Annotated in this window: 13 protein-coding genes; 2 read left to right on the forward strand and 11 right to left on the reverse strand. The window is 61.3% G+C overall.

Annotated elements, in window-relative coordinates; genetic code table 11:
• Nucleotides 1–188: 188 nt before the first annotated feature.
• On the forward strand, nt 189–743 hold the full coding sequence (locus BEN48_RS05745; RefSeq protein ID WP_070733653.1) for a DUF4252 domain-containing protein: 555 nt from the start codon (nt 189–191) through the stop codon (nt 741–743).
• A gap of 152 nt (nt 744–895) precedes the next feature.
• On the opposite strand, the gene BEN48_RS05750 is transcribed toward BEN48_RS05745, so the two are convergent.
• Nucleotides 896–2,188 carry an aminopeptidase P N-terminal domain-containing protein gene (locus BEN48_RS05750; protein WP_070733654.1) on the reverse strand — a complete coding sequence of 431 codons (1,293 nt, stop codon included), beginning with the start codon at nt 2,186–2,188 and terminating at the stop codon, nt 896–898.
• A gap of 404 nt (nt 2,189–2,592) precedes the next feature.
• On the opposite strand from BEN48_RS05750, the gene BEN48_RS05755 reads away from it, so the two are divergent.
• Nucleotides 2,593–2,961: a hypothetical protein gene (locus BEN48_RS05755; RefSeq protein ID WP_125932496.1), complete on the forward strand. Its 369-nt coding sequence runs from the start codon at nt 2,593–2,595 to the stop codon at nt 2,959–2,961.
• 79 nt (nt 2,962–3,040) lie between these two features.
• Here the strand turns inward: BEN48_RS05755 and trxA are convergent, their stop codons facing one another.
• The 10 genes from trxA to BEN48_RS05805 form a co-directional block, all read right to left on the reverse strand.
• The gene (trxA, locus tag BEN48_RS05760; protein WP_070733656.1) at nt 3,041–3,370 is read right to left on the reverse strand and encodes a thioredoxin; all 330 of its coding nucleotides are present in this window, start codon (nt 3,368–3,370) and stop codon (nt 3,041–3,043) included.
• 208 nt (nt 3,371–3,578) lie between these two features.
• Nucleotides 3,579–7,262, reverse strand: coding sequence for a DNA polymerase III subunit alpha (gene dnaE, locus BEN48_RS05765; RefSeq protein WP_070733657.1), 3,684 nt, complete (start codon nt 7,260–7,262; stop codon nt 3,579–3,581).
• Nucleotides 7,263–7,529: 267 nt separating this feature from the next.
• Entirely contained in the window at nt 7,530–9,833 is a 2,304-nt protein-coding gene (locus BEN48_RS05770) for a LysM peptidoglycan-binding domain-containing protein (protein ID WP_070733658.1), read from the reverse strand.
• A gap of 96 nt (nt 9,834–9,929) precedes the next feature.
• Nucleotides 9,930–12,809 carry a TonB-dependent receptor gene (locus BEN48_RS05775; RefSeq protein WP_070733659.1) on the reverse strand — a complete coding sequence of 960 codons (2,880 nt, stop codon included), beginning with the start codon at nt 12,807–12,809 and terminating at the stop codon, nt 9,930–9,932.
• A 77-nt stretch (nt 12,810–12,886) separates the two neighbouring features.
• Complete coding sequence (locus BEN48_RS05780; protein WP_070733660.1) at nt 12,887–13,537, reverse strand: O-methyltransferase; 651 nt, start codon at nt 13,535–13,537, stop codon at nt 12,887–12,889.
• Between the two features lie 127 nt (nt 13,538–13,664).
• Complete coding sequence (locus tag BEN48_RS05785; RefSeq protein WP_070733661.1) at nt 13,665–14,111, reverse strand: YDG/SRA domain-containing protein; 447 nt, start codon at nt 14,109–14,111, stop codon at nt 13,665–13,667.
• A complete protein-coding gene (locus tag BEN48_RS05790) occupies nt 14,108–15,346 on the reverse strand; it encodes a M16 family metallopeptidase (RefSeq protein ID WP_070733662.1) in 1,239 nt (412 codons plus the stop codon). The genes BEN48_RS05785 and BEN48_RS05790 overlap by 4 nt, the downstream gene beginning before the upstream one ends.
• A 265-nt stretch (nt 15,347–15,611) precedes the next feature.
• A complete protein-coding gene (locus tag BEN48_RS05795; RefSeq protein WP_070733663.1) occupies nt 15,612–16,616 on the reverse strand; it encodes a glycosyltransferase family 9 protein in 1,005 nt (334 codons plus the stop codon).
• A 158-nt stretch (nt 16,617–16,774) separates the two neighbouring features.
• Nucleotides 16,775–17,239 carry an Lrp/AsnC ligand binding domain-containing protein gene (locus BEN48_RS05800; RefSeq protein ID WP_070727489.1) on the reverse strand — a complete coding sequence of 155 codons (465 nt, stop codon included), beginning with the start codon at nt 17,237–17,239 and terminating at the stop codon, nt 16,775–16,777.
• 406 nt (nt 17,240–17,645) lie between these two features.
• Entirely contained in the window at nt 17,646–19,844 is a 2,199-nt protein-coding gene (locus BEN48_RS05805; RefSeq protein ID WP_070733664.1) for a protein-disulfide reductase DsbD family protein, read from the reverse strand.
• Nucleotides 19,845–19,906: the final 62 nt, after the last annotated feature.

Consider the following 19,906-nt stretch of genomic DNA (forward strand, 5'->3'; position numbering starts at 1 on the left):
AGCCACAGGAGCTACCCGCCCGCCGCACCACCAGCGCAAACAGCCATCGGCAAGAGCTGAAAAGAACTGATGACGCCCTGGCGAGCCAAGGTAGGCAGCGCCGGCATACAGTCTCTGAATGGTGGGGGTGCAACTGTAGCAGGGGTTGCGTGCGTACAACGCACCTCTTTCTTCGTCACTTTTGCTTCATGATTCTAAAACTTCGCTTCCCCGCCCTCTTCTTGTTCCTGCTGTTGGTGGGCTGCCGCGCCGGTGGCCCCGGCACGCCCGCTACCACGGTAGCCTCGTTTTTCTCGAAATACGATAACCGCTCCGGCTTCAAAACCGCCGACTGGTCTGCCGACTTGCTCGAGCGCATGGCCCTGGTGAAAGCCGCCAAGCTGCTGGGGGGCTCCGAGCTCACCAACGCCATCACGGGCATTCGCAAAGCGCGCGTAATCTCCTTCGCTCCCACCACCGGCTCGGCCCAGAACCTGGCCGAGCAAGGGCTGCTGCAGGAGGCCACGGGCATCCTGCAAGGCAATAAGTACGAGCCGCTGTCCATGGGCTCCACGCTCGGCAGCGACTACCAGGTATCGGTGCGGGCCAACGGCGACCGGGTTTCCGAGTTTGCCGCCACGGGCAAGCTCCCCGACGTGGCCGACTCGTTCGTGCTGGTATCGGTGGAGGGCAACTTCACCCGCTCGCAGGTGCAGGCCCTGGCCAAGTACCTGCCCCAAATTGTGCAGGCCACAGCCAGGTAGTCGGGTTTCAACCCTTTTTCTTGACAACAAAAAGAACGTCATGCTGAGCTTGCCGAAGCATCTCTACCGCAGTAGTAAATGAATTACTTACACGGTAGAGATGCTTCGGCTCCGCTCAGCATGACGTTCTTATTTGACTCTCGTTCAGACCCTTACGCCTTGCCCATCAGGGCTTCAATGTCATCGGCCTGTAGGGGAATGTTGGCCATCAGGTCCTCGTTGCCGCTGGCGGTGAGCAGAATGTCATTCTCCAGGCGAATGCCCAGACCTTCTTCCGGGATGTAGATGCCGGGCTCCACGGTGTACACCATGCTGGCTTCGAAGGTGCGGTACTTGTAGCCCACGTCGTGCACATCGAGGCCCAGGTAGTGGCTGGTGCCGTGCATGAAATACTTCTTGTAGAGGGGCGCGGCAGGGTCCTGGTTTTTCACATCGGCGGCGTTTAGCAGGTCGAGCTTGATGAGCTCCTGCTCCATGCGTTCGCCCACGGCCTGGTGATAGGCTTCTATTTCGCCACCCGGCACGAGGCGCGTTTTGGCGAAGTCCATCACGGCCAGCACGGAGTCGTACACTTGGCGCTGGCGCGGCGTGAACTTGCCGTTGACGGGGATGCTGCGCGAGAGGTCGGCGGCGTAGTTGGCGTACTCGGCCCCAAAGTCCAGGAGAATCACGTCGCCGGCCTGGCACTGGTTGTCGTTGGTGGTGTAGTGGAGCACGCAGGCGTTTTTGCCGCTGGCCACAATGCTGCCATAGGCCGGGCCGCGGCTGCGGTTGCGCATGAACTCGTGTACGATTTCGGCCTCAATCTCAAACTCCCACACGCCGGGCTTCACGAAGCCCAACAGGCGCCGAAACGCTTTTTCGGTGATGTTGCAGGCCGTGCGCATGACCTTTATTTCCTCGGGGCTCTTGATGGCGCGCTGGCGGTGCAGCAGCGGCGCGGCGCGGCGGTAGGTGTGCAGCGGGTACTGCTCCCGAATGGCTTTGATGAAGCGGGCATCGCGCGTTTCCACTTCCACCACGGCCCGGATGTGCTCGTTGGAGTTCAGGTACACGTTTTCGGCCTCGTTCATGAGGGCGGGCAGCACGGTCTTAAAGCTTTCCAGCCACATGATGGTGCGGATGCCGGAATTGGTCTTGGCCTCTTCTTTGGTGAGCTTGTAACCCTCCCAAATCAGAATGTGCTCGGAGGTTTCCTTCAGGAACAGGATTTCGCGGTGCTGCGGCAGGCGCGCATCCGGAAACAGCACGAGGATGCTTTCTTCCTGGTCGACGCTGCTGAGGTAGTAGAGGTCGTTGTTTTGCCGGAAAGCCAGGGTGCCGTCGGCATTGGTCGGCATGATGTCGTTCGACTGAAAGATGGCCAACGAAGCCGGTGGCAGCTGCTCGCAGAAGCGGCGGCGGTTTTCAACAAAATGCTCGGGAGCCAGGGGGGCGTAGCGCATGGGCGGGATGGGAAGTGTAAGGCGAGAGTTGCGAGCCGCAAGTTAGCCGCCACGCCGCGCATCCCGCTCCACCTGCCCGGCGCGCTCGGTTTGCATGGCGCATTGAGAACACAAGGTCACCGAGCCCCTGCTGCTGCTGCAAGGCGCTGACCGTGCCCGGAAAACGGGTAGCTACTCTCCCCCAAAGCCCTGCTGGAGCGGCAGGAGCTTATGGGAAAAGGTATGCGCAGATGCGGATTACAGGCGGGGCTTCGCACACCAGACCTATTAGGAAAACATATAATATTATGTCATTTATGCAATTTAATTGCCATCCGTACTAATCAACCTTACTTTAGTACCACGCACTAGCCAACAGGTCACCTGTTGTCCTCCAAACACCCTTAACCCTTTTCCTACTTACTATGAAGCATACTTTTTACTCCATGATGCTCGCGGGAGGCTTAATGCTGTTCACGGCGCCCACCGTTCGTGCCGCTGCTGCCAGCTCTCCTTCCACCGAAAACCCTACCGCAACGCCTCTCAAAACGGTTGCCACGGCACGCGTAGCCAAAGCGGCCAAAAACACCAAATTGACGTCCAAAAAGGTGCGTAAATCCTCGTCGTTATCCCGCAGGTCGATGCTGGCCATCATTGGCCTGGAAGAAGGCAAGACCGTGACCACGCCCATGCAGCGTGAGCGCCAGCTTCGCTCCCTCCAGAAGCAGCTCCGGGCCAAAACCCGTTCGGAAGCCCGGACCCGCCGGGCACGGTGCGGCCACGCCCTGCGCTAGATAGCCCCCCCTTTCAAAACCGAAAAAGCCCCTTGCCAAAACGGCAAGGGGCTTTTTTTTAGTAAAAAGGAAAACGGACTTACGCCGTTACCTGCGCTTCGAGCTTTTGGGCCAGTACATGCTTGGGCACGGCACCAACCTGCTTGTCGACAATTTGACCATTTTTGAACACCAACAGCGTGGGAATGCTGCGGATGCCGTACTTCATTGACGTCTGGGGATTGGCATCAACGTCCACTTTGCCCACTACGACTTTGCCTTCGTACTCGCCGGCAAGTTCTTCCACTACGGGGCCTACCATGCGGCAGGGGCCGCACCATTCGGCCCAGAAATCGACCAATACAGGCTTGTCGCCGCTGATGATTTCGTCAAAGTTGGCGTCGGTTATTTCAATTGCTTTGTGTCCCATTACGGTTTGGGTTGGGTTAAGATTAGTCTGGCGTATACGGCCAACGGGGTCGCAAGGTAGCAGATTGGATGATTAAACATCGTGTACGGGGGAAAGTTCAGCAGGGATGTTATGGCCGGGCGAAGGGTTGGTTTTTTCTTGTTGAATGCCCTAAACATCATGCTGAGCGCAGCCGAAGCATGACGGCCTCATTGGTCTCATGCCGAATCTATATCAGCGTGCAGACTTCCATTTCCATTTCGTGCATCTTCTGAATGAAGGTTTTTGGCTCAATCTGAAAGCGGCGCGAAAACATATCCACAGCCAGGTGCTCGTGCGGCTCGGCAAACTGGATTTCCAGGCGCTTGCTGCCCGGGGCGGCTTCGATGGCCTCTTCCAACCGGTCGAGCATGAGGCTGGTCACGGTGCGCAGGTCGAGGCGCACGCGCACGCCTTTGCTGCGTTTTTCGGCTACTTCCGACAGGGGCTCCATGGTGAGGATGCGCAGGTCCCACTGGTCCTGGGTGTGGCGGCGCAGCTCCTGCTTGAGGCGCACGTACATGGGCGGCACCTGCTCATTAGGGTAATTGCGCGGGTTGATGAGCGGGGCAAACTTGGTGTAGTCGTCGCGGAACAGGGCCGGGTTGATGCTCGTTTCGTAGTCCTCCAGGGTGAAGGTGCAGAAGGGCTGCCCGGTTTTGGTGGTCTTGAACAGGACGTTGTTGATGAGGCCGGCCACGGCTAGCTCCTTGTTTTTTATCTCGTCCACCTTTTCCAGACCGCAGGTGCAGTAGGCGTCCAGCTCCAGCTTGTAGCTATCCAGCGGATGGCCCGAGAGATAGAAGCCCACCACTTCCTTTTCGCGGCGCAGCTGCTCGGTTTTGCTCCAGGGCTCCATCTCGTGCATCTTGGGCAGCGGCGCGGCCACCGCCCCAAACGCCCCGGCGCCGAACAGGCTGTGCTGCGCCGACTCCTTGGCCGCGGCGTGCTGCTGGCCCATTTTCATGGCCTTTTCAATCAGGCTTTGGTCGCCGGCGGGGGCATCCAGGTACAGGCGGCGGTGCTTGTCGAAGCCGTCGAACGCGCCGGCCTGGGCCAGGCTTTCGAAGGTTTTCTTGTTCACGGTGCGCAGGTTCACGCGCTTGGCAAAGTCGAAGATGTCGGAATAATTACCGGCCGTTTCGCGCTCCTGCACCATGCTTTCCACCGCCAGTTCGCCCGCGCCCTTCACGGCGCCCATGCCGAAGCGAATGGCTCCCTCCTGGTTCACGTTGAATTTCAGCAGGCTTTCATTTACGTCGGGGCCCAGCACGGGCACGCCTTGCTTGCGGGCTTCCTCAATGAAGAACGTTACCTTCTTGATGTCGCCCATGTTGTTGGTGAGCACGGCGGCCATGTACTCGGCCGGGTAGTTCGCCTTCAGGTAGCCCGTTTGGTACGCCACCACCGAGTAGGCGGCCGAGTGCGAGCGGTTGAAGCCGTACTCGGCGAATTTCTCCATCACGTCGAACACCTCGTTGGCTTTTTTGGCCGGGATGTCGTGCAGCTTCTTGGCGCCTTCGATGAACTTTTCACGCTCCAGGGCCATCTTTTTCATGTCCTTTTTGCCCATGGCGCGGCGCAGCAGGTCGGCGCCGCCCAGCGAGTAGCCGGCCAGAATTTGGGCCGTCTGCATAATCTGCTCCTGGTACACCATGATGCCCTGGCTGTACTCCAGAATGGGCTTCAGCAGCTCGTGCGGGTACACCACTTCCTCGCGGCCGTGCTTGCGGTTGATGAAGTTCGGGATAAACTGCATGGGGCCCGGGCGGTACAGGGCGTTCATGGCAATCAGGTCCTCAATGTTGGTGGGTTTAAGGTCTTTGAGGTACTGCCGCATGCCTTCCGACTCAAACTGGAAGGTGCCGATGGTGTCGCCGCGCTGGTACAGCGCGTAGGTCTTCTCATCATCGAGCGGAATTTCGTCGATGTCGATTTTCACGCCGTGGTTGCGCTCAATCAGGTTCATGGCATCCACGATGACGGTCAGGGTTTTGAGGCCCAGAAAGTCCATCTTCAGCATGCCGGCGCTCTCAATCACCTTGCCGTCGAACTGCGTGATGAGCAGGTCCGAGTCCTTGGAGGTCGAAACCGGGATGTACTTCGTGATGTCGTCGGGCGCGATGATGACGCCCGCCGCGTGAATGCCGGTGTTGCGCACCGAGCCTTCGAGCTGCGTGGCCAGGCGCAGAATGTGGCCCTTGAGGTTGTCCGGGCTCTCGTCGCGCCGAATCATGTCCAGCTCCTGGTTTTCGGCGAAGGCACCGGCCAGCGTGGTACCCGGTTTTTCGGGCACCATCTTGGTCAGGTCGTTGGTTTGCGGCAGGGGCAATTCCATGGCGCGGGCCACGTCCTTGATGCTGGACTTGGCGGCCATGGTGCCGAAGGTGATAATCTGGGCCACCTGCGTTTTACCGTACTTGCCCACCACGTAGTCGATGACTTTCTGCCGGTTCACGTCGTCAAAGTCGATGTCGATATCGGGCATGGACACGCGCTCTGGGTTCAGGAAACGCTCAAACAGCAGCGAGTACTTAATGGGGTCGATGTTGGTGATGCCCACGCAGTAGGCCACCGCCGAGCCCGCCGCCGAGCCCCGGCCGGGCCCCACCGCCACGCCCACCGAGCGGCCGTGGTTAATAAAATCCTGCGTGATGAGGAAGTAGCCCGCAAACCCCATGGTCTGGATAATGCGCAGCTCGTAATCCAGCCGCTCCTCGATTTCGGGCGTGCGCACCGAGTAGCGCGGCTTGGCTCCCTCAAACGCGCCCTTATACGTCAGGTCGCGCAGAAAGGCGTCGGCGTTGGCGTGCTCGGCCGGAATGGGGAAGTTGGGCAACAGAATATCCCGCGCCAGCTTCGGCGGCGTGATTTTGCCCACAATCTCATTGGTGTTGTCCACGCTCTCCGGCACATCGGCGAACAGCTCGTTCATCTGCGCCTGGTTTTTGAAGAAGAACTGGTCGTTGGCGAAGCCGAAACGGGTGTGCGGCTTGGGCTTCTGCAGCTCCTCGTCGATGCGGCGCAGCTGGCGCTGGGCGCGTTCGTCGCGGCTGTTGTCGCGGCGCAGGTTGTCGAGCAGGTCGTATTTCACCTCGCCCTTGCCCGATACCAGGGTGTAGTAGTTGGTGCGGATGTCGCCGACCGGGATGCTGTGCTCCTCGCCGGTGTTCACGCACAGCAGCAGGTCGTGGGCCGCGTAGTCGGTCTGGTCCACGTAGTGCGAGTCGTTGGTGCAAATCACCTTCACGTTGTGCTTTTTGGCGAAGCCCAGCAGCACTTGGTTCACGTCTTCCTGGCTTTTGCCGGTGCCGTCGAAATTCATCAGCCCGTGGCGCTGAATTTCGATATAAAAGTCCTCGCCGAACACGTCGAGCCACCACTTTAACTTCTCCTCGGCCTGGGCTTCGCTCTCAAACAGAATAGACTGTGGAATCTCGGCGCCGATGCAGCAGCTCGTGGCAATCAGGCCTTCGTGGTACTGCAGCAGCAGCTCCTTGTCGATGCGCGGAAACTTGGAATACAGGCCCTCAATAAAGCTCAGCGAGCACAGCTTGCTCAGGTTGTGGTAGCCGGCCTGGTCTTTGGCCAGCAGCAGCTGGTGGTGGCGGGTGTCGCGCTCGCCCTTTTCCCGGCTGAAGGCCTTCTTGTGCCGGTCCTGCACCATGTAAAACTCGCAGCCCACAATGGGCTTCACGTTGTACTTATTGGCCTCGGCCACGAAGTTGAACGCCCCGAACATGTTGCCGTGGTCGGTGAGGGCCACGGCCGGCATCTCGTCCTTCTGCGCCTTCTTCATCAGGGCCGAAATGCTGGCCTGGCCGTCGAGCAGTGAGTATTGCGTGTGCGAGTGAAGGTGCGAGAAAACGGGCATTAGGCGCTGCGCTTAATGAGGAATGGAGAATGGAGAATGAGGAATGAAGAATTGTCGTCTGAGAATTCTTCATTCCTCATTCTCCATTCCTCATTTTAGTAAAGATACCCCCGAGCGGCGGGCATTCCCAAACCCCATTTGCCTGCTGCCTGATTCCCTGAGCGCTGCGTTTTTCAGGTGCAATGATGTAGCTGGCTGAATCTCAGTTCAGCCAAAAGCAGCTCGCCGATTAGTGCGCCACCGCGTGTAGCTCCCCTGCCCGCCGGCCTAATTAGTGCTGGCCTGCACCTGCAGCACTTCGCCAATCTTCACGCTCTCATCCAGCTTGCCGTTCCATACCTGCAGGTCTGCCACCTTCACTTTGTAGAGACGGGAAATGCTGAAAAGGGTCTCCCCTTTCACAACGGTGTGCTGGCTGGCAGCCCCGGCGGCTACCACTGGCGTGGCAGCAGCTGGCGCAACTACTACTTTGGGCGTGTAAATGGCCGGATTGCGCGGCCCCACCACCCCAGCCGCCTGCGCCGCTGGCATCGGGGCGGCATAGGTCGGCTGAGCCACCGACGCCTTCAGTTGCAGCACCTGCCCGATGAGCAGGTTGGCTGGCAGCGTCAGGTTGTTGAAGGCCATCAACGCGGCAGGTGTTATTTGATAGAGCCGGGCAATGGAATACACCGACTCGCGCGGCGCTACCTGGTGGGTGGCGGGAATAGTTGCCGTGGAGGGCGCGGCCACGGCTACGGGAGGCGCTGCCGGAACGGGTCGCGCAACGGGTGCGGGCGCAGCCACTGCGGGCCGCGGCGCAACAGCAACAGGGGCTGGTGCAGCAGCAGGTGTAGGCGTTGCAGGCGGCATCGGCGCTGCTGGCTTTGGCGCTGGGGCCGCCGCAACTGAACTGGTTGCTACGGGCTCTACGGCGGGAGCAGGCTTCAGCTCGGCTGCACCAGGCTCGTCAGCCAATGGGGCCGGGACGGGTGCCGAAGCGGGAGGCGGCAGTTGCGAGGCAACCACCTCGGGGGCGGCGGGCCGCACGGGGGCTGGAGCAGGCGGGCGAACGGGCGACGGGGCCGGTGCTAACACCGGGGTCGGGGCGGGCGTAGTAGCTACGGCCGGCGCGTTGCGGCTGGGCAGGGCCTCGCCCCAGCCGTCCTCGTCCTCCATCCGGCGGCTTTTGGCGGTGCTTTTCCTGTTGCTTTTGCTGAGCGTCTCTGTGGGTTGGGTTTCAACCGCTGCAATTACGGGGCGGCGGGTAGCAGCTACTGCACGTTCGAGGCCCCGGCTTTCGGGCAGGGAACGGTACTCCACGGCCACCTCGCGGGGGCGCACATGCTTGAGCCACAGCACGCGGCCGGTGCGCAACTCCTCGTTGCGGGCCATGCGGTTTTTGGCCAGGATGGCCCGCTTGCGCAGGCCGTACTTCTGGGACACGTCGAATACCGATTCGCCGGGCTGCACCACGTGGTATGCTACGGCCGCTTTGTCGCGCTTGCTTTCCAGGTAGTACGGGCGGCCCGTTACGGCAGCGTCGAAGGCAGTTAGCTCGTTGTGGCGCAGGAAGTCGCGCGGGCGCTGCCGGCCGCGGCGGGCCAGGTCGGCAATGGTTTCGCCGGGCAGCGCGATGATGGCCCGCAGGCCATTGAGGCGTACTTCGGCCGTGGTCGAGGGGCTTACTTCGGGCGCATTGAGCAGCTCTTTGGTGCTTTGCAGGCGTTGGTTGGCTATGATACCGGCAGCCTGGGTCACGTCGCCAATTGGCACCAAAAGGGTGTAGGGACGGTCGGTGGGCACGGCGGCGGCCAGCAGCCAGCGGTTGTGCACGGCCAGGCTCGCGGCGTCGGTGTGCAGGGCCAGGGCCAGGGTTTCGAAGGTTTGGCCAGCGATGGCCGGGAATTCCTGCAGGCGCAGCGGCGGGGTGGGGTTCAGGCCACACACGGGCTCAAACACCAGCTTGTGCGCCAAGAAAGTCAGCACGTAAGGCGACGTGCGCTCGGTGATGGCCATTTCCGTTGCATTAGCGTCGGTGGGCAGCGTGTAGGGCTTCACGCCTGTCAGACCGGTATTGTAGCTAAGCAGGGCATTGAGCCAGTTGCGCAGCCCGACGTTGTTGCGGGAAAGGTAACGGGCGGCGGCACGGGTGCTCACCACCAAATGCTTACGCTGGTCTACAGCGCCGTTCATCACGACGCCCAAATCGTTGGCCGTCTCACGCTTCAGCTGCCAGTAGCCCACGGCCTGGCTCGTGCTTTCGGCATCGCCCAGCAAGGCGCTTTCCTGCAATACGAGGTAGCGGAAATCGAGCGGTACGCCCTCTTCTTTCAGCACGCGGTCGATGACAGGAAATGCAGCATCGGCCAGGTTTACCCGCGCCTGAAAAGAGGGCTGGTGGCGGGTCAGGCCATCGGCCTTTAGCTGCACCAGGCGCTGGGCTTCGGCGCTCAGCATCAGGCGCAACCCCAGCACATCCATATAAGCTGGCACTACGGGAGCGGCCAGTACCGTGGCTGGGGTAGTAGCTGCCGCAGTGCCCGCCAACGTCAGCAGGAGCAGAAAAAATAAAGCAATAGAATTTCGCATAAAACAAAGCGGGCAGGCGGCGACCACCGTGGCCACCTCCTGCCCGGAAGCTACAAAGAACCTTATTTTTGACCAGAAACACCGCCGCCGCCCCGGCTATGGCCGCCCGCCCTCGCGCCGGCCGCCGCCCTCAGGCCGGCCCTGACCCCGGTCGCCCCGGCCTTCCGGGCTCTCCACGGGCGCCACCACGTTGCCACTACGGATGTTGTAGGTGAACATCAGCATGAAATAGCGCTGCAGAATATTGGTTTGCACGTCCTCGTAATAGGCCTCCGTCACGTTGCGCTGGATGGCGCGGTTCTGGCTCAGCAAATCGAAGGCGTACACGCGAATTTCGCCGCGCTGGCCGGGAAACAATTTCTTGCCCACGCTGGCATTCCACAGCGTGTACTGCTGGTTGAAGCCCGCCGACAGGCCCGAGTAAGCCTGGTGCACGAGGTCAGTTTGCAGGTTGATGCCCGGCCCCACTATCCAGCCCAGGCGGAAGCGCGTGACTTGCGCAAAGTAGTTGGTATTGAGGTTGGACTGCAGCGTGTTGCGCACAAAATTCTGGCTCGAGGTAGTGGAGGCCGTGAAATCCAGGTTGGGGCTGATGTTGGAGCTGAGCGTGAGGCCGGCCCCGAAAGAGGGCACCCGCGCATAGTTCAGGCCGCCGTTCACAATGCCCGGCGTCTGGGTGTAGTTGGCGTTGGCGCTCAGGTTCACGTTGGTTTTGATGGCCGTAATGGGCCGGCCGTAGCTGATGAGCGAGCGCAGGGTGTACTGCTGGCTCAGGTTGGTGGGCTGGGTGAGCTGGCCACCGGCCGGCAGGCGCACGCCGGGCGCACCCTCGGGCACCACGGTGGTGTCGCGGGCCGCCACCAGAGTGCGGTTGGCAATGGGGTTTTGGAGGTAGGAACCCGCCAGCAGGGCAAAGAAGTTGCTGGCCACCTCCGGGCTTGAAGCCGTGTACCGGAAGTTGACCGAATGCTGGTATTCCTGGCGCAGCGTGGGGTTGCCAATGGTGAGCTGCAGTGGGTTGGAGTTGTTCACCACGGCCTGCAGCTGGCTCACGCTGGGCGGGCTGGTATTGGTGCGGTAGTTGAAGCGCAGGGTTTTCTGGCGCGTGAAGCGGTAGTTCACGTTGGCGTTGGGCAGCACGTTCACAAAGTTGTAGCGCCCGATGCTGGGCCGCGGAAACTGCGCGTCGCTGTACAGCTCCGCGTACTGGCCCGACAGCCCGATGCTGGCCTGGTACTTGGGATTGATGCGCCGGTACGTGAGCCCGCCCGACTGCGTGAGGTAGTAGGTATCGAACACGTTGCTCAGGCCCTCGTTCAGCTGGCGGGTGTCGCCGGTCAGCAGGTCGTAGGTGTACTTGCTTGAGCTGTTGGGCGCGTAGTTGATGGCGTAATTCCCCTGCAGAATGTCGGTTTTGGTCAGGGCCTCGGTCAAAGACAAATTGGCGTTGATGCTGCCGCCGTTCTGGTTCAGGGTACTGGTCTGGTTGAGGTTATTTAAGGCCGAGCCGGTGTCGGCGGTGCGCAGGGTGGTATTGCCGTCGCGCTGGCTGTAGGTGCCGCCCACGCTCAGGCTGGCGGTGCGGCCGGGCTTGGCAAAGCGGCGGCGCAGCAGCAGGTCGCCGCCCGTGTTCAGGCCGTTGTTGTCGGAGTCGTAGTTGCTGGTGATGCGGCTCTGCTCCGTGCCGCCGCGGCGCGTGAGGCCGTCTACCGCGCTCACGGCCTCGTTCTGCTGGTAGCTGAAGCGCGGCCGAAACAGAATGGACGTGGCCGAGTCAATCTTGTGCTCCAGGCGCATGTTGAAGCGCTGGTTCGTATTGAGGCTGTTGGTGTTGGCATTCTGGTTGTAAGTGGTGCTGGCCTGCTGGGGCAGCACGTACTGGCGCTGCGTGTTGCTAAGTACGGTGTTGCTGGCGCGGTTGAAGAAGTAGCTGGCCGACAGCTCAGTTTTCTTGTTCCAGGCGTTCGAGTAGTTGAGGCCCACCGCGTTGGTTTTGGTAATGCCACCGCTCTGGTTCACCAGGAAGTCGCCGGCGTTGCCGCCGTTGCCGCCACCGCCCTGGCCGCCGCCACCCCGGCCCCCGCGGCCGCCCCCGCCCTGGTTGGAATTGCCCACCACCCCCAGCAGGTCCTCGGTGCCGAAGTTTTGCTCGTTCACGTTGTTGGACTGCGCCAGCACGGAAATCCGGCGGTCGCCCTTAAAGTTGTTCACGTTGCCGCTGGCCTTGTAGCGCTCATCGCCGGCCCCGGCCAGCACCCGCCCAAAGGTGCCGTTGCGGAAGGCCACCTTGGTCACAATGTTGATGGTTTTGGTGGTGTTGCCGTCGTCGAAGCCCGAAAAGCGGCTCTGCTCACTCCGTTGGTCAAATACCTCCACCTTGTCCACCATCTCAGCGGGCAGGTTGCGGAGCACAGCATCGGGGTCGTTGCCGAAGAACTCTTTGCCGTCTACCAGCACGCGCTGCACGTTTTCGCCCTGGGCCTGCACCTTGCCGTCGGTGCCCACGCTCACGCCCGGCATCTTCGTAATGAGGTCCTGCGCGTTGGCATCGGGGTTGGTTTTGAAGGCTTTGGCGTTGAATTGGGTGGTATCGCCTTTTTGTACCGACTGCGCGGCCTGGCCCGTCACCACCACGGCCTTGAGCTGCACGCCGCCGGTTTGCAGCGCCAGCGTGCCCACCCGCACGGGCGTCCCGCTCACGGTCACGGCCTGGCGCAGCTTCTGGTAGCCCACAAAAGAGGCATCAATGACGTAGCGGCCGGCGGCCACGTTATCAAACTGAAACCGGCCTTCAGCATCGGCCGCCGCGCCGGTTCTGGTGGAGTCCGGCAAGCGGATGAGCAGCACGTTGGCTCCAATGAGCGCCGACTGGTCTTTGCCATCGGTCACGCGCCCGCTCACCGTGGTGGGTGCCTGGGCCCGGGCCACGCCCCCTCCGGCCAACAACAAGCAAAACAGTGTGATAAAGAGCCGCATACAACCTGAGAAAAGCAAAAATCTTCGGCCGCAACATGCTGCCAACGTTCATCAACCAGTCAGGCAGGCGCGGGCGGCTACTTCTTCCGAACCAGCAGCAGGCCATCGCGCAGCGGCAGAAAAACCGGCTCTACGCGCGCATCCTGCGCTACCTTGTCGTTGAAATCCCGCACGTGCGACGTGTCCTTGTCGCCGCTTCGCACCTCGTGCGTGGGCAGCACCTTGCCGCTCCACAGCACATTGTCGACGATAAGCAGCCCGCCCGGACGCACCTGCCTGATGACTGCCTCAAAATAAGCATCGTTATTTCGCTTGTCGGCGTCAATAAAGACCAAGTCCCACTCTTCATCGACCAATAGCGGCATAACGTCGAGTGCGGCCCCAATGTGCAGCCGCACCTGCTCCGTGATGCCGGCCGCCGCCACGTAGCGCCTAATGCGCGCCTCCTTCTCCGGGTCAATCTCAATGGTGTGCAGGCACCCGTCCGGGGCCAGCCCCTCGGCCAGGCACAGCGTGGCATACCCGCAAAACGTGCCAATCTCCAGCACCCGGCGCGGCCGCATGAGGTGGCTAAGCATGCTCAGCAAGCGCCCCTGCACGTGGCCGCTGCTCATGCGCGCCGTCATGGTTTGCAGGTGCGTTTCGCGGGTGAGCTGCGCGAGTAGCGGCGACTCGGGCGCGGTGTGTTGCTCGGCGTAGGTTTGGATGGGGTCTTGGCTAGTACTCATTTTTCTAATCTTCCTCATGAATCACGCTCGCGCAACCCCACCCCTGCCCCTCCCCACCGGGGAGGGGAGCCAAACAACAGCATAGATGAACGCCCCCCTCCCCACCGGGGAGGGGCCGGGGGTGGGGTCACGCCGGCCGCAGCCGAAACACGAACACCTGAAAACCGGACTTGCCCGGCCCGTAGCTGGAGCCCACAATCCGATAAAGCCCCTCGTAGCGGTACACCTCCGGGCCGCTGTCCTCAGCTGGCACCTTGCGGAGCACGCGAATCGGCAAGCTGGTTTCCTGGCTTTTCAGCAGGGCCAGATTGGTGCCGGTGGCCACCTGGTCGGTTACTTGGTGGCCGGTTTTGGAGTCGCGGCCGCCGTTGCCGGCATAGCGAATTTCCTCGTCGTCGAACTGGTCGTCTTCGTACTGGCCGGCCAGCACGATGCTTTCGGTACCGAGTTGCTGCGTGCCGCATACGCCCGCCCGGCGCGGCCGGTGCATGCCGCTCAACGCCAGCTCTATTCGATTGCGGAACGTGTCGCCCGGCCGGTAGCTGCCTACGTGGCCGAAAACTGCCGTGCTCATTTTCCCTCCGGCACGTACTGTAGCACGCTCAGGTGCTCCTCAGTCAGCACTTCGTTGGCCATTTCGCGCAACTGCTCCGCCGAAATCTTTTCGATTTTCTCGAAGATTTCGCTCAACGGTTCCACCCGGCCCAGGTCGAGCGTGCTCTTGCCGAGGAGCTGCATCATGCCGCCGTTGCTTTCCTCGCTCATGGCGAGCTGGCCCATCAGCTGGTGCTTGGCGGTGTGCAGCTGGTTGGTGGTCAGGGTCTTTTCGCGCAGCAGCTTCAGCTCCTTTTGCACCAGGCCCAGGGTGCGCTTCACCTGCTTGCCTTCGGTGCCGAAGTAGATGCCGAACAGGCCGGTGTCGGTGTAGGGCGAGTAGGTGCTGTCGATGGTGTACACGAGGCCGTACTTCTCCCGCACGGCCAGGTTGAGGCGCGAATTCATGCCGGGCCCGCCCAGGATGTTGTTCAGCATGAAGAAGGGAATGCGGCGCGGGTCGTTCAGCGAATAGGCCGGGCCGCCCACCAGGCAATGCGCCTGTGAGATGGGCCGGGTTTCTACCTGCGACTTTCGCTCGTAGCCGCCCACCGGCCGGCGCACGCGCGCGCCCAGCCGGGCCGGCAGCGGGGCCAGCAGCTTATCGGCCAGCCGCTTCACTTCCGCAAAGGGCAGGTTGCTCACCGAGCTGAACACCAGCCGGTCGGTGCGCATCTGCTCCTGTAGGAAGGCGTGGAAATCAACCGTCTGGAAGCGGCTCACGCTCTCGCGGGTGCCCAGAATGTTCACGCCCAGCGGGTGGTCACCAAAGACCACCGTATCGAAATCGTCAATAATAGCGTCTTCCGGGGCATCCTGGTACATGCTCATCTCCTCCAGAATCACGCCCCGCTCCTTCTCCACCTCCCGGCCCGGAAACACGGAGTTGAACGTCAAATCGGTCAGCAACTCAAACGCCCGCTCAAAATGCGTGCTGAGCAGGGAGGCGTAAAAACAGATTTTCTCCTTCGTGGTGTAGGCGTTCAGCTCGCCGCCCACGGTTTCGAGGCGGTTGAGGATATGGAACGACTTGCGCTTGGTGGTACCCTTAAAAGCCATGTGCTCCCAGAAGTGAGCCAACCCCTGCTGGTGTGGGGCCTCATCGCGCGAGCCAATGTCCAGCAAGAAGCCGCAATGCGCGATTTTAGTATGAAGTACCTGCTTGTGTAAGAGGCGGATACCGTTGGGATATTCGTGAATGTGATAGTCAAGCATAAGTAACACAAAGGTACGATAGGCAGTGAGCAGTTAGCGGTGAAGAGTTAAGTACGAATGCAGCGGTAAGCGTATGCGCTGGTCAGACCGCCCCAGGCGGTCTGACCGGTCGTCGTCAGACCGAAACTGCTGGTGCTTCAACCGGTCAGACCGCCTAAGGCGGTCAGACCAGTAGGCCCGAATCGAATACGGTTACTGCTCCGCCAGTACTTAACCATTCAGAACTACTTGCGCTGTCCATTACTCGTTGATAACAGTTCGCTGCTCACTGATAACTGCTAACTGAATCCAGTAGTTGCTCCACTGAAATGCTATGGGCGCAGCGAAAGTGCCCGAGCGGGCAGGCGCCGTGCCCGTGCAGGCCGCAAGGCCGGCAGGCCAGCGCCTCCGTCGTTTGCACGATGTGCGACACCGGCGAGAGCGGCCCGAACCCGAACGCGGGCACGGTGCTACAGAAAATGGCCGTCACGGGCGCCCCCACGGCCGAACACAGGTGCATAGGGGCTGAGTCGTTCACGTAGTTCATCACGGCCCCGCGCATGAGTGCCGCCGAAGCCAGCAGGCTCAGCTTCCCGCTTAGGTTCACCACGTTGTCGCGTCCGCTGGCGGCCAGCAGGCGCGCGCAGGCGGCGGTATCGGGCGTGCCACCCAGCAGGTACACTCGCAGGGTGGCCGGCAGGGCGGCCAGCAGCTCCAGCCACTTTTCTTCGGGGTACTGCTTGGTAAACCACACCGAAGTGGGCGCCAGGCACACGTACGGCCCGGCCTGGGCCAGCGCAAGGGCGTGAGCCTCATCGGCGGCCGACGGGTAGAGCCGGGGCAGGGCGGCACCGGGCCCGGCCCCCAGCAGGCGCAGGTTGCGCGTTACCTCATGGGTGCCGTCGCCGATGGGATGCGGCACGCGTTGCGTGAAAAACCTACTCAGCGGGTTTTTGGCAAAGCCCACGCGCTCCGGCGCCCGCGAAAAAGCCGTGAGGAAGCCCGTGCTGGCAAAGCGTTGCAACGTGACCACGCGGCCGTAGCGCCGCGCCCGAATCTGGTGCAGCAACTCCCACAAAGCGGCGTATTTGCGGTGCTTTTTGTCCCAAATCAGCACATCTCGCACGTGGGGGTGGCCCAGCAGCAGGCCCTCGTTGCCGCGGCGCACCAGCACGTCCACCGGCATACCCGGCTCGATGCGGTGCAAGTGCTCCAGCAGCGCCGTCATCAGAATAACATCGCCAATGAAAGCAGTTTGGATGAGCAGCGTAGCGGGCGATGGAGTAGGCATAAACGTGGCGCAAAAGTACGCCCGCCGGGCGTGTGTGGTGTTTCACCTCCTGCGGTAGGAAACGGCCGGGGCCTCAGCGCCCCCGTCACACGACAGCGCCAGCGCCGTATGCCTCATGGCACACAACGCTGGCGCTGCCAATATTCCGGTGCGTGAGCTTAGGTTAGCTGGGCGGGTCGGTTGACCACTTCCTCCAGCGAAATCAGGGTTTCGGTGCGCTCAATGCCTTCAATGGGCTGAATCCGGTCGTGCAGCACGTCGCGCAAGTGGTGGGTATCGCGGCAGACCAACCGGGCAAATACGCCATAGGCACCCGTAGTGAAATAAATGTTTACCACCTCCGGAATGTCGCGCAGCTGCTGCACCACGCTGGTGTACACCGAGCTCTTGAGCAGGTAGATACCCAGAAACGCATTCACGCCGTAGCCCAGCTTTTGGTAGTCGATGCGCAGCGTGGCGCCCTGCACGATGCCCAGCTCCTCCAAACGGGCCATGCGCACGTGCACCGTGCCCCCCGATACGTTCACCTTACGGGCTATTTCGGTGTATGGCATTTTAGCGTCCTGAATGAGTAGATTCAGGATATTGCGGTCAGTATCATCAAGTTCGTAATTACGTGCCATTTTATGCAGAAAAGAATTAAAAGGAATTCAAAACTAACGAGGTTATATTAAATTTATTGCAAATTTAGGGTTAAGGAAGTGTGTAGTTTGCATTATCTACCCCACTCGCTTACATTTGTCATAATCCAAAGCATAGAATCCCGGCATCAACGTAACACGGAAAAATAGCAGTAAACCGCTGATTCATTGGCTTTATACCACGCTATTTTTTCAACAAAAGGCATATGCTTTTTGCTACGGTTAGGGTTCGATACGGAGGAGAAGAGGGGAAAACGGGGCGGCGCATCTGGGTGGGTGCGCTCCTCACATTAGGAAGAGGCGACCTCTGGGTGGGGGTCGCCTCTTCGTGTTTAAACCAGTGGTGAAGCGGGTGCAAAACTACGGCCCGTCCCGGGCAACTGGCCGCTTAGCGCACCGCTACCGGGGCGCGCTGGCCGCCAAATTGCTTAAGGCCAGCATCTAAGAACGCAGAAAATTGCGCCACATCAGGCTCGTAGGCAATGGGTGCTACCACCGGTTTGCCGGTGGCGTCGTTGGGGTCGATGATGACGTAGTAGGGCTGGGCGTTGAAGCCGTAGCGGGTCACCTGCAGGTCGGCGTTTTGCTTGCCCAGGGTCTTTTTCAGCTGCTGGTCGCGGGGCGAGGTGTACCACTCGCTTTCGGGCAGTTCGGTTTTATCGTCCACGTACAGGGCCACCACCACGTAGTCGTTGCGCAGCCGCGCCAGCACTTGCGGGTCGCTCCATACGCTGGCTTCCATTTTGCGGCAGTTCACGCAGGCGTGGCCCGTGAAGTCGATGAAAACGGGCTTGTTCTGCTGGCGTGCCACGCGCTTGGCCTGCTCTAGGTCGAAGTAGCCGGTCAGGTTGTGGGGCAGCTCGAGGAAGTCGCCGAAGCGGGGTACTTCCTGGCCCGCGCTGCTGCCCGTGCTCATCACGGGGGCCGCGGTGTTGGCGGTGGCCAGCGAGAAATCGCGCTTGCTCTGGGGCGGCAGGTAGCCGGCCAGCAGCGGCAGCGGCGCCCCAAAGAGGCCCGGCACCAGGTACACGGTGAATGAGAAGGCCAGCACGGCCATCAGCAAGCGGCCCACGCTGAGGTGGTCGAGCGGCGAGTCGTGCGAGAGCCGGAACTTGCCCAGCAGGTAGAAGCCCAGCAGGGCCGAAAGCACAATCCAGAGCACGATGTACACGTCGCGGTCCAGCAGGTGCCAGTGGTAGGCCAGGTCGGCGGTGCTCAGGAACTTGAGGGCCAGCATGAGCTCCACAAAGCCCAGCACCACCTTCACGGTATTGAGCCAGCCGCCGGAGCGGGGCAGGCTCTTGAGCCACGAAGGGAAGATGGCGAACAGCGTGAACGGCAGCGCAAACGCCAGTGAGAAGCCCAGCATGCCCACAATGGGCTGAATCCGCTCGCCGCGCGCGGCCAGGCTCAGAATGCTGCCCACGATGGGCGCAGTGCACGAAAACGACACCACCACCAGCGTGAGGGCCATGAAAAAGATGCCGCCCCAGCCGCCTTTATCGGCCTGGGTGTCCACGGTATTCACAATGCTGTGCGGCAGCGTGATTTCAAACAAGCCCAGAAACGACAGGCCGAACACCACGAACACCACGAAGAAAATGACGTTGGGCAGCCAGTGCGTGGCAATCAGGTTGGGGCCGTCTTCGCCGAGCAGCGCCGACACCAGTACGCCCACCAGCACGTAAATGCCGATGATGCTGGCCCCGTACACCAGCGCCTTGAAAATGCCCCGCTGCCGGCTGTCGTTGCCGCTCGTGAAGAGCGAAACCGTCATGGGCACCATGGGGAACACGCAGGGCGTGATGAGCGCGGCCAGGCCGAAGGTGAACGCCAGAAAGGCGAAGCCCCACAGCCCGCCGGCCTTGCTCACGGGGTCTTCGGCGGCGGCGACCACGGCGGCGGGAGCCACGGTAGCGGCCTCTGGGTTCTGCATGGTGGCGGGCGCCGCAGTGCCGGGAAGTGCCGAAGCGGCGGCTACAGTGGCCGGCTGGGAAACCGTATCGGTTGGGACGGGTGCCAAGGCTGTGGCCGTCGGGGCCGTAGCGGCGGGGCTGGTAGCAGCAGTGGCTGCCGGCCCGGCAGCAGTGGCAGCTGCGGCGGCACCGGTTACCGTGATGGGGCCGAAGGTGAGGGCGTCGCTGCCGGGCACGCACTTCCCGTCCACGTTGGTGCAGCTTTGGTAGTCGGCGGTGGCGGTGATGGTGAGGGGGCCAGGCTTGAGCACCCGAATGCGCTGGCGCAGCTGGCCGGTTTTTTCCCAGAAGGCGACTTCGCCCTTAAAAACTTCGTCCTGCTCGTGGTGCGATTTTATGGATTGCAGCTTGCCCACCACCGCGTAGGCAGGGCTGGGCTTGAGGGCCAGCGTAAATACCACCGGGCCCACTTCGTCGCTAAAATCAGAAGCGTACAGGTGCCACGTGTTGTCGATGCGGGCGTTTATTATCAGCTCCACCTCCTCGCCTACCTTGGCGGTGGACTTGCTGAGGGCGGTGCTCAAATGGGTGGGCGTGAGAATCTGGGCCGTGGCCGGGGCGAGGGCCCATAACCACAGCAGCAACAACTTACCTATCAAAATTTTCTTCATAACTACAAACCAGAAGCCCGGTGTTTGGTGTTACCTTTTCTCCTTGCGAAAAGGCGTTGACG

It is taken from the genome of Hymenobacter glacialis (assembly GCF_001816165.1).
In the GTDB taxonomy this organism is placed as follows: Bacteria; Bacteroidota; Bacteroidia; order Cytophagales; family Hymenobacteraceae; genus Hymenobacter; species Hymenobacter glacialis.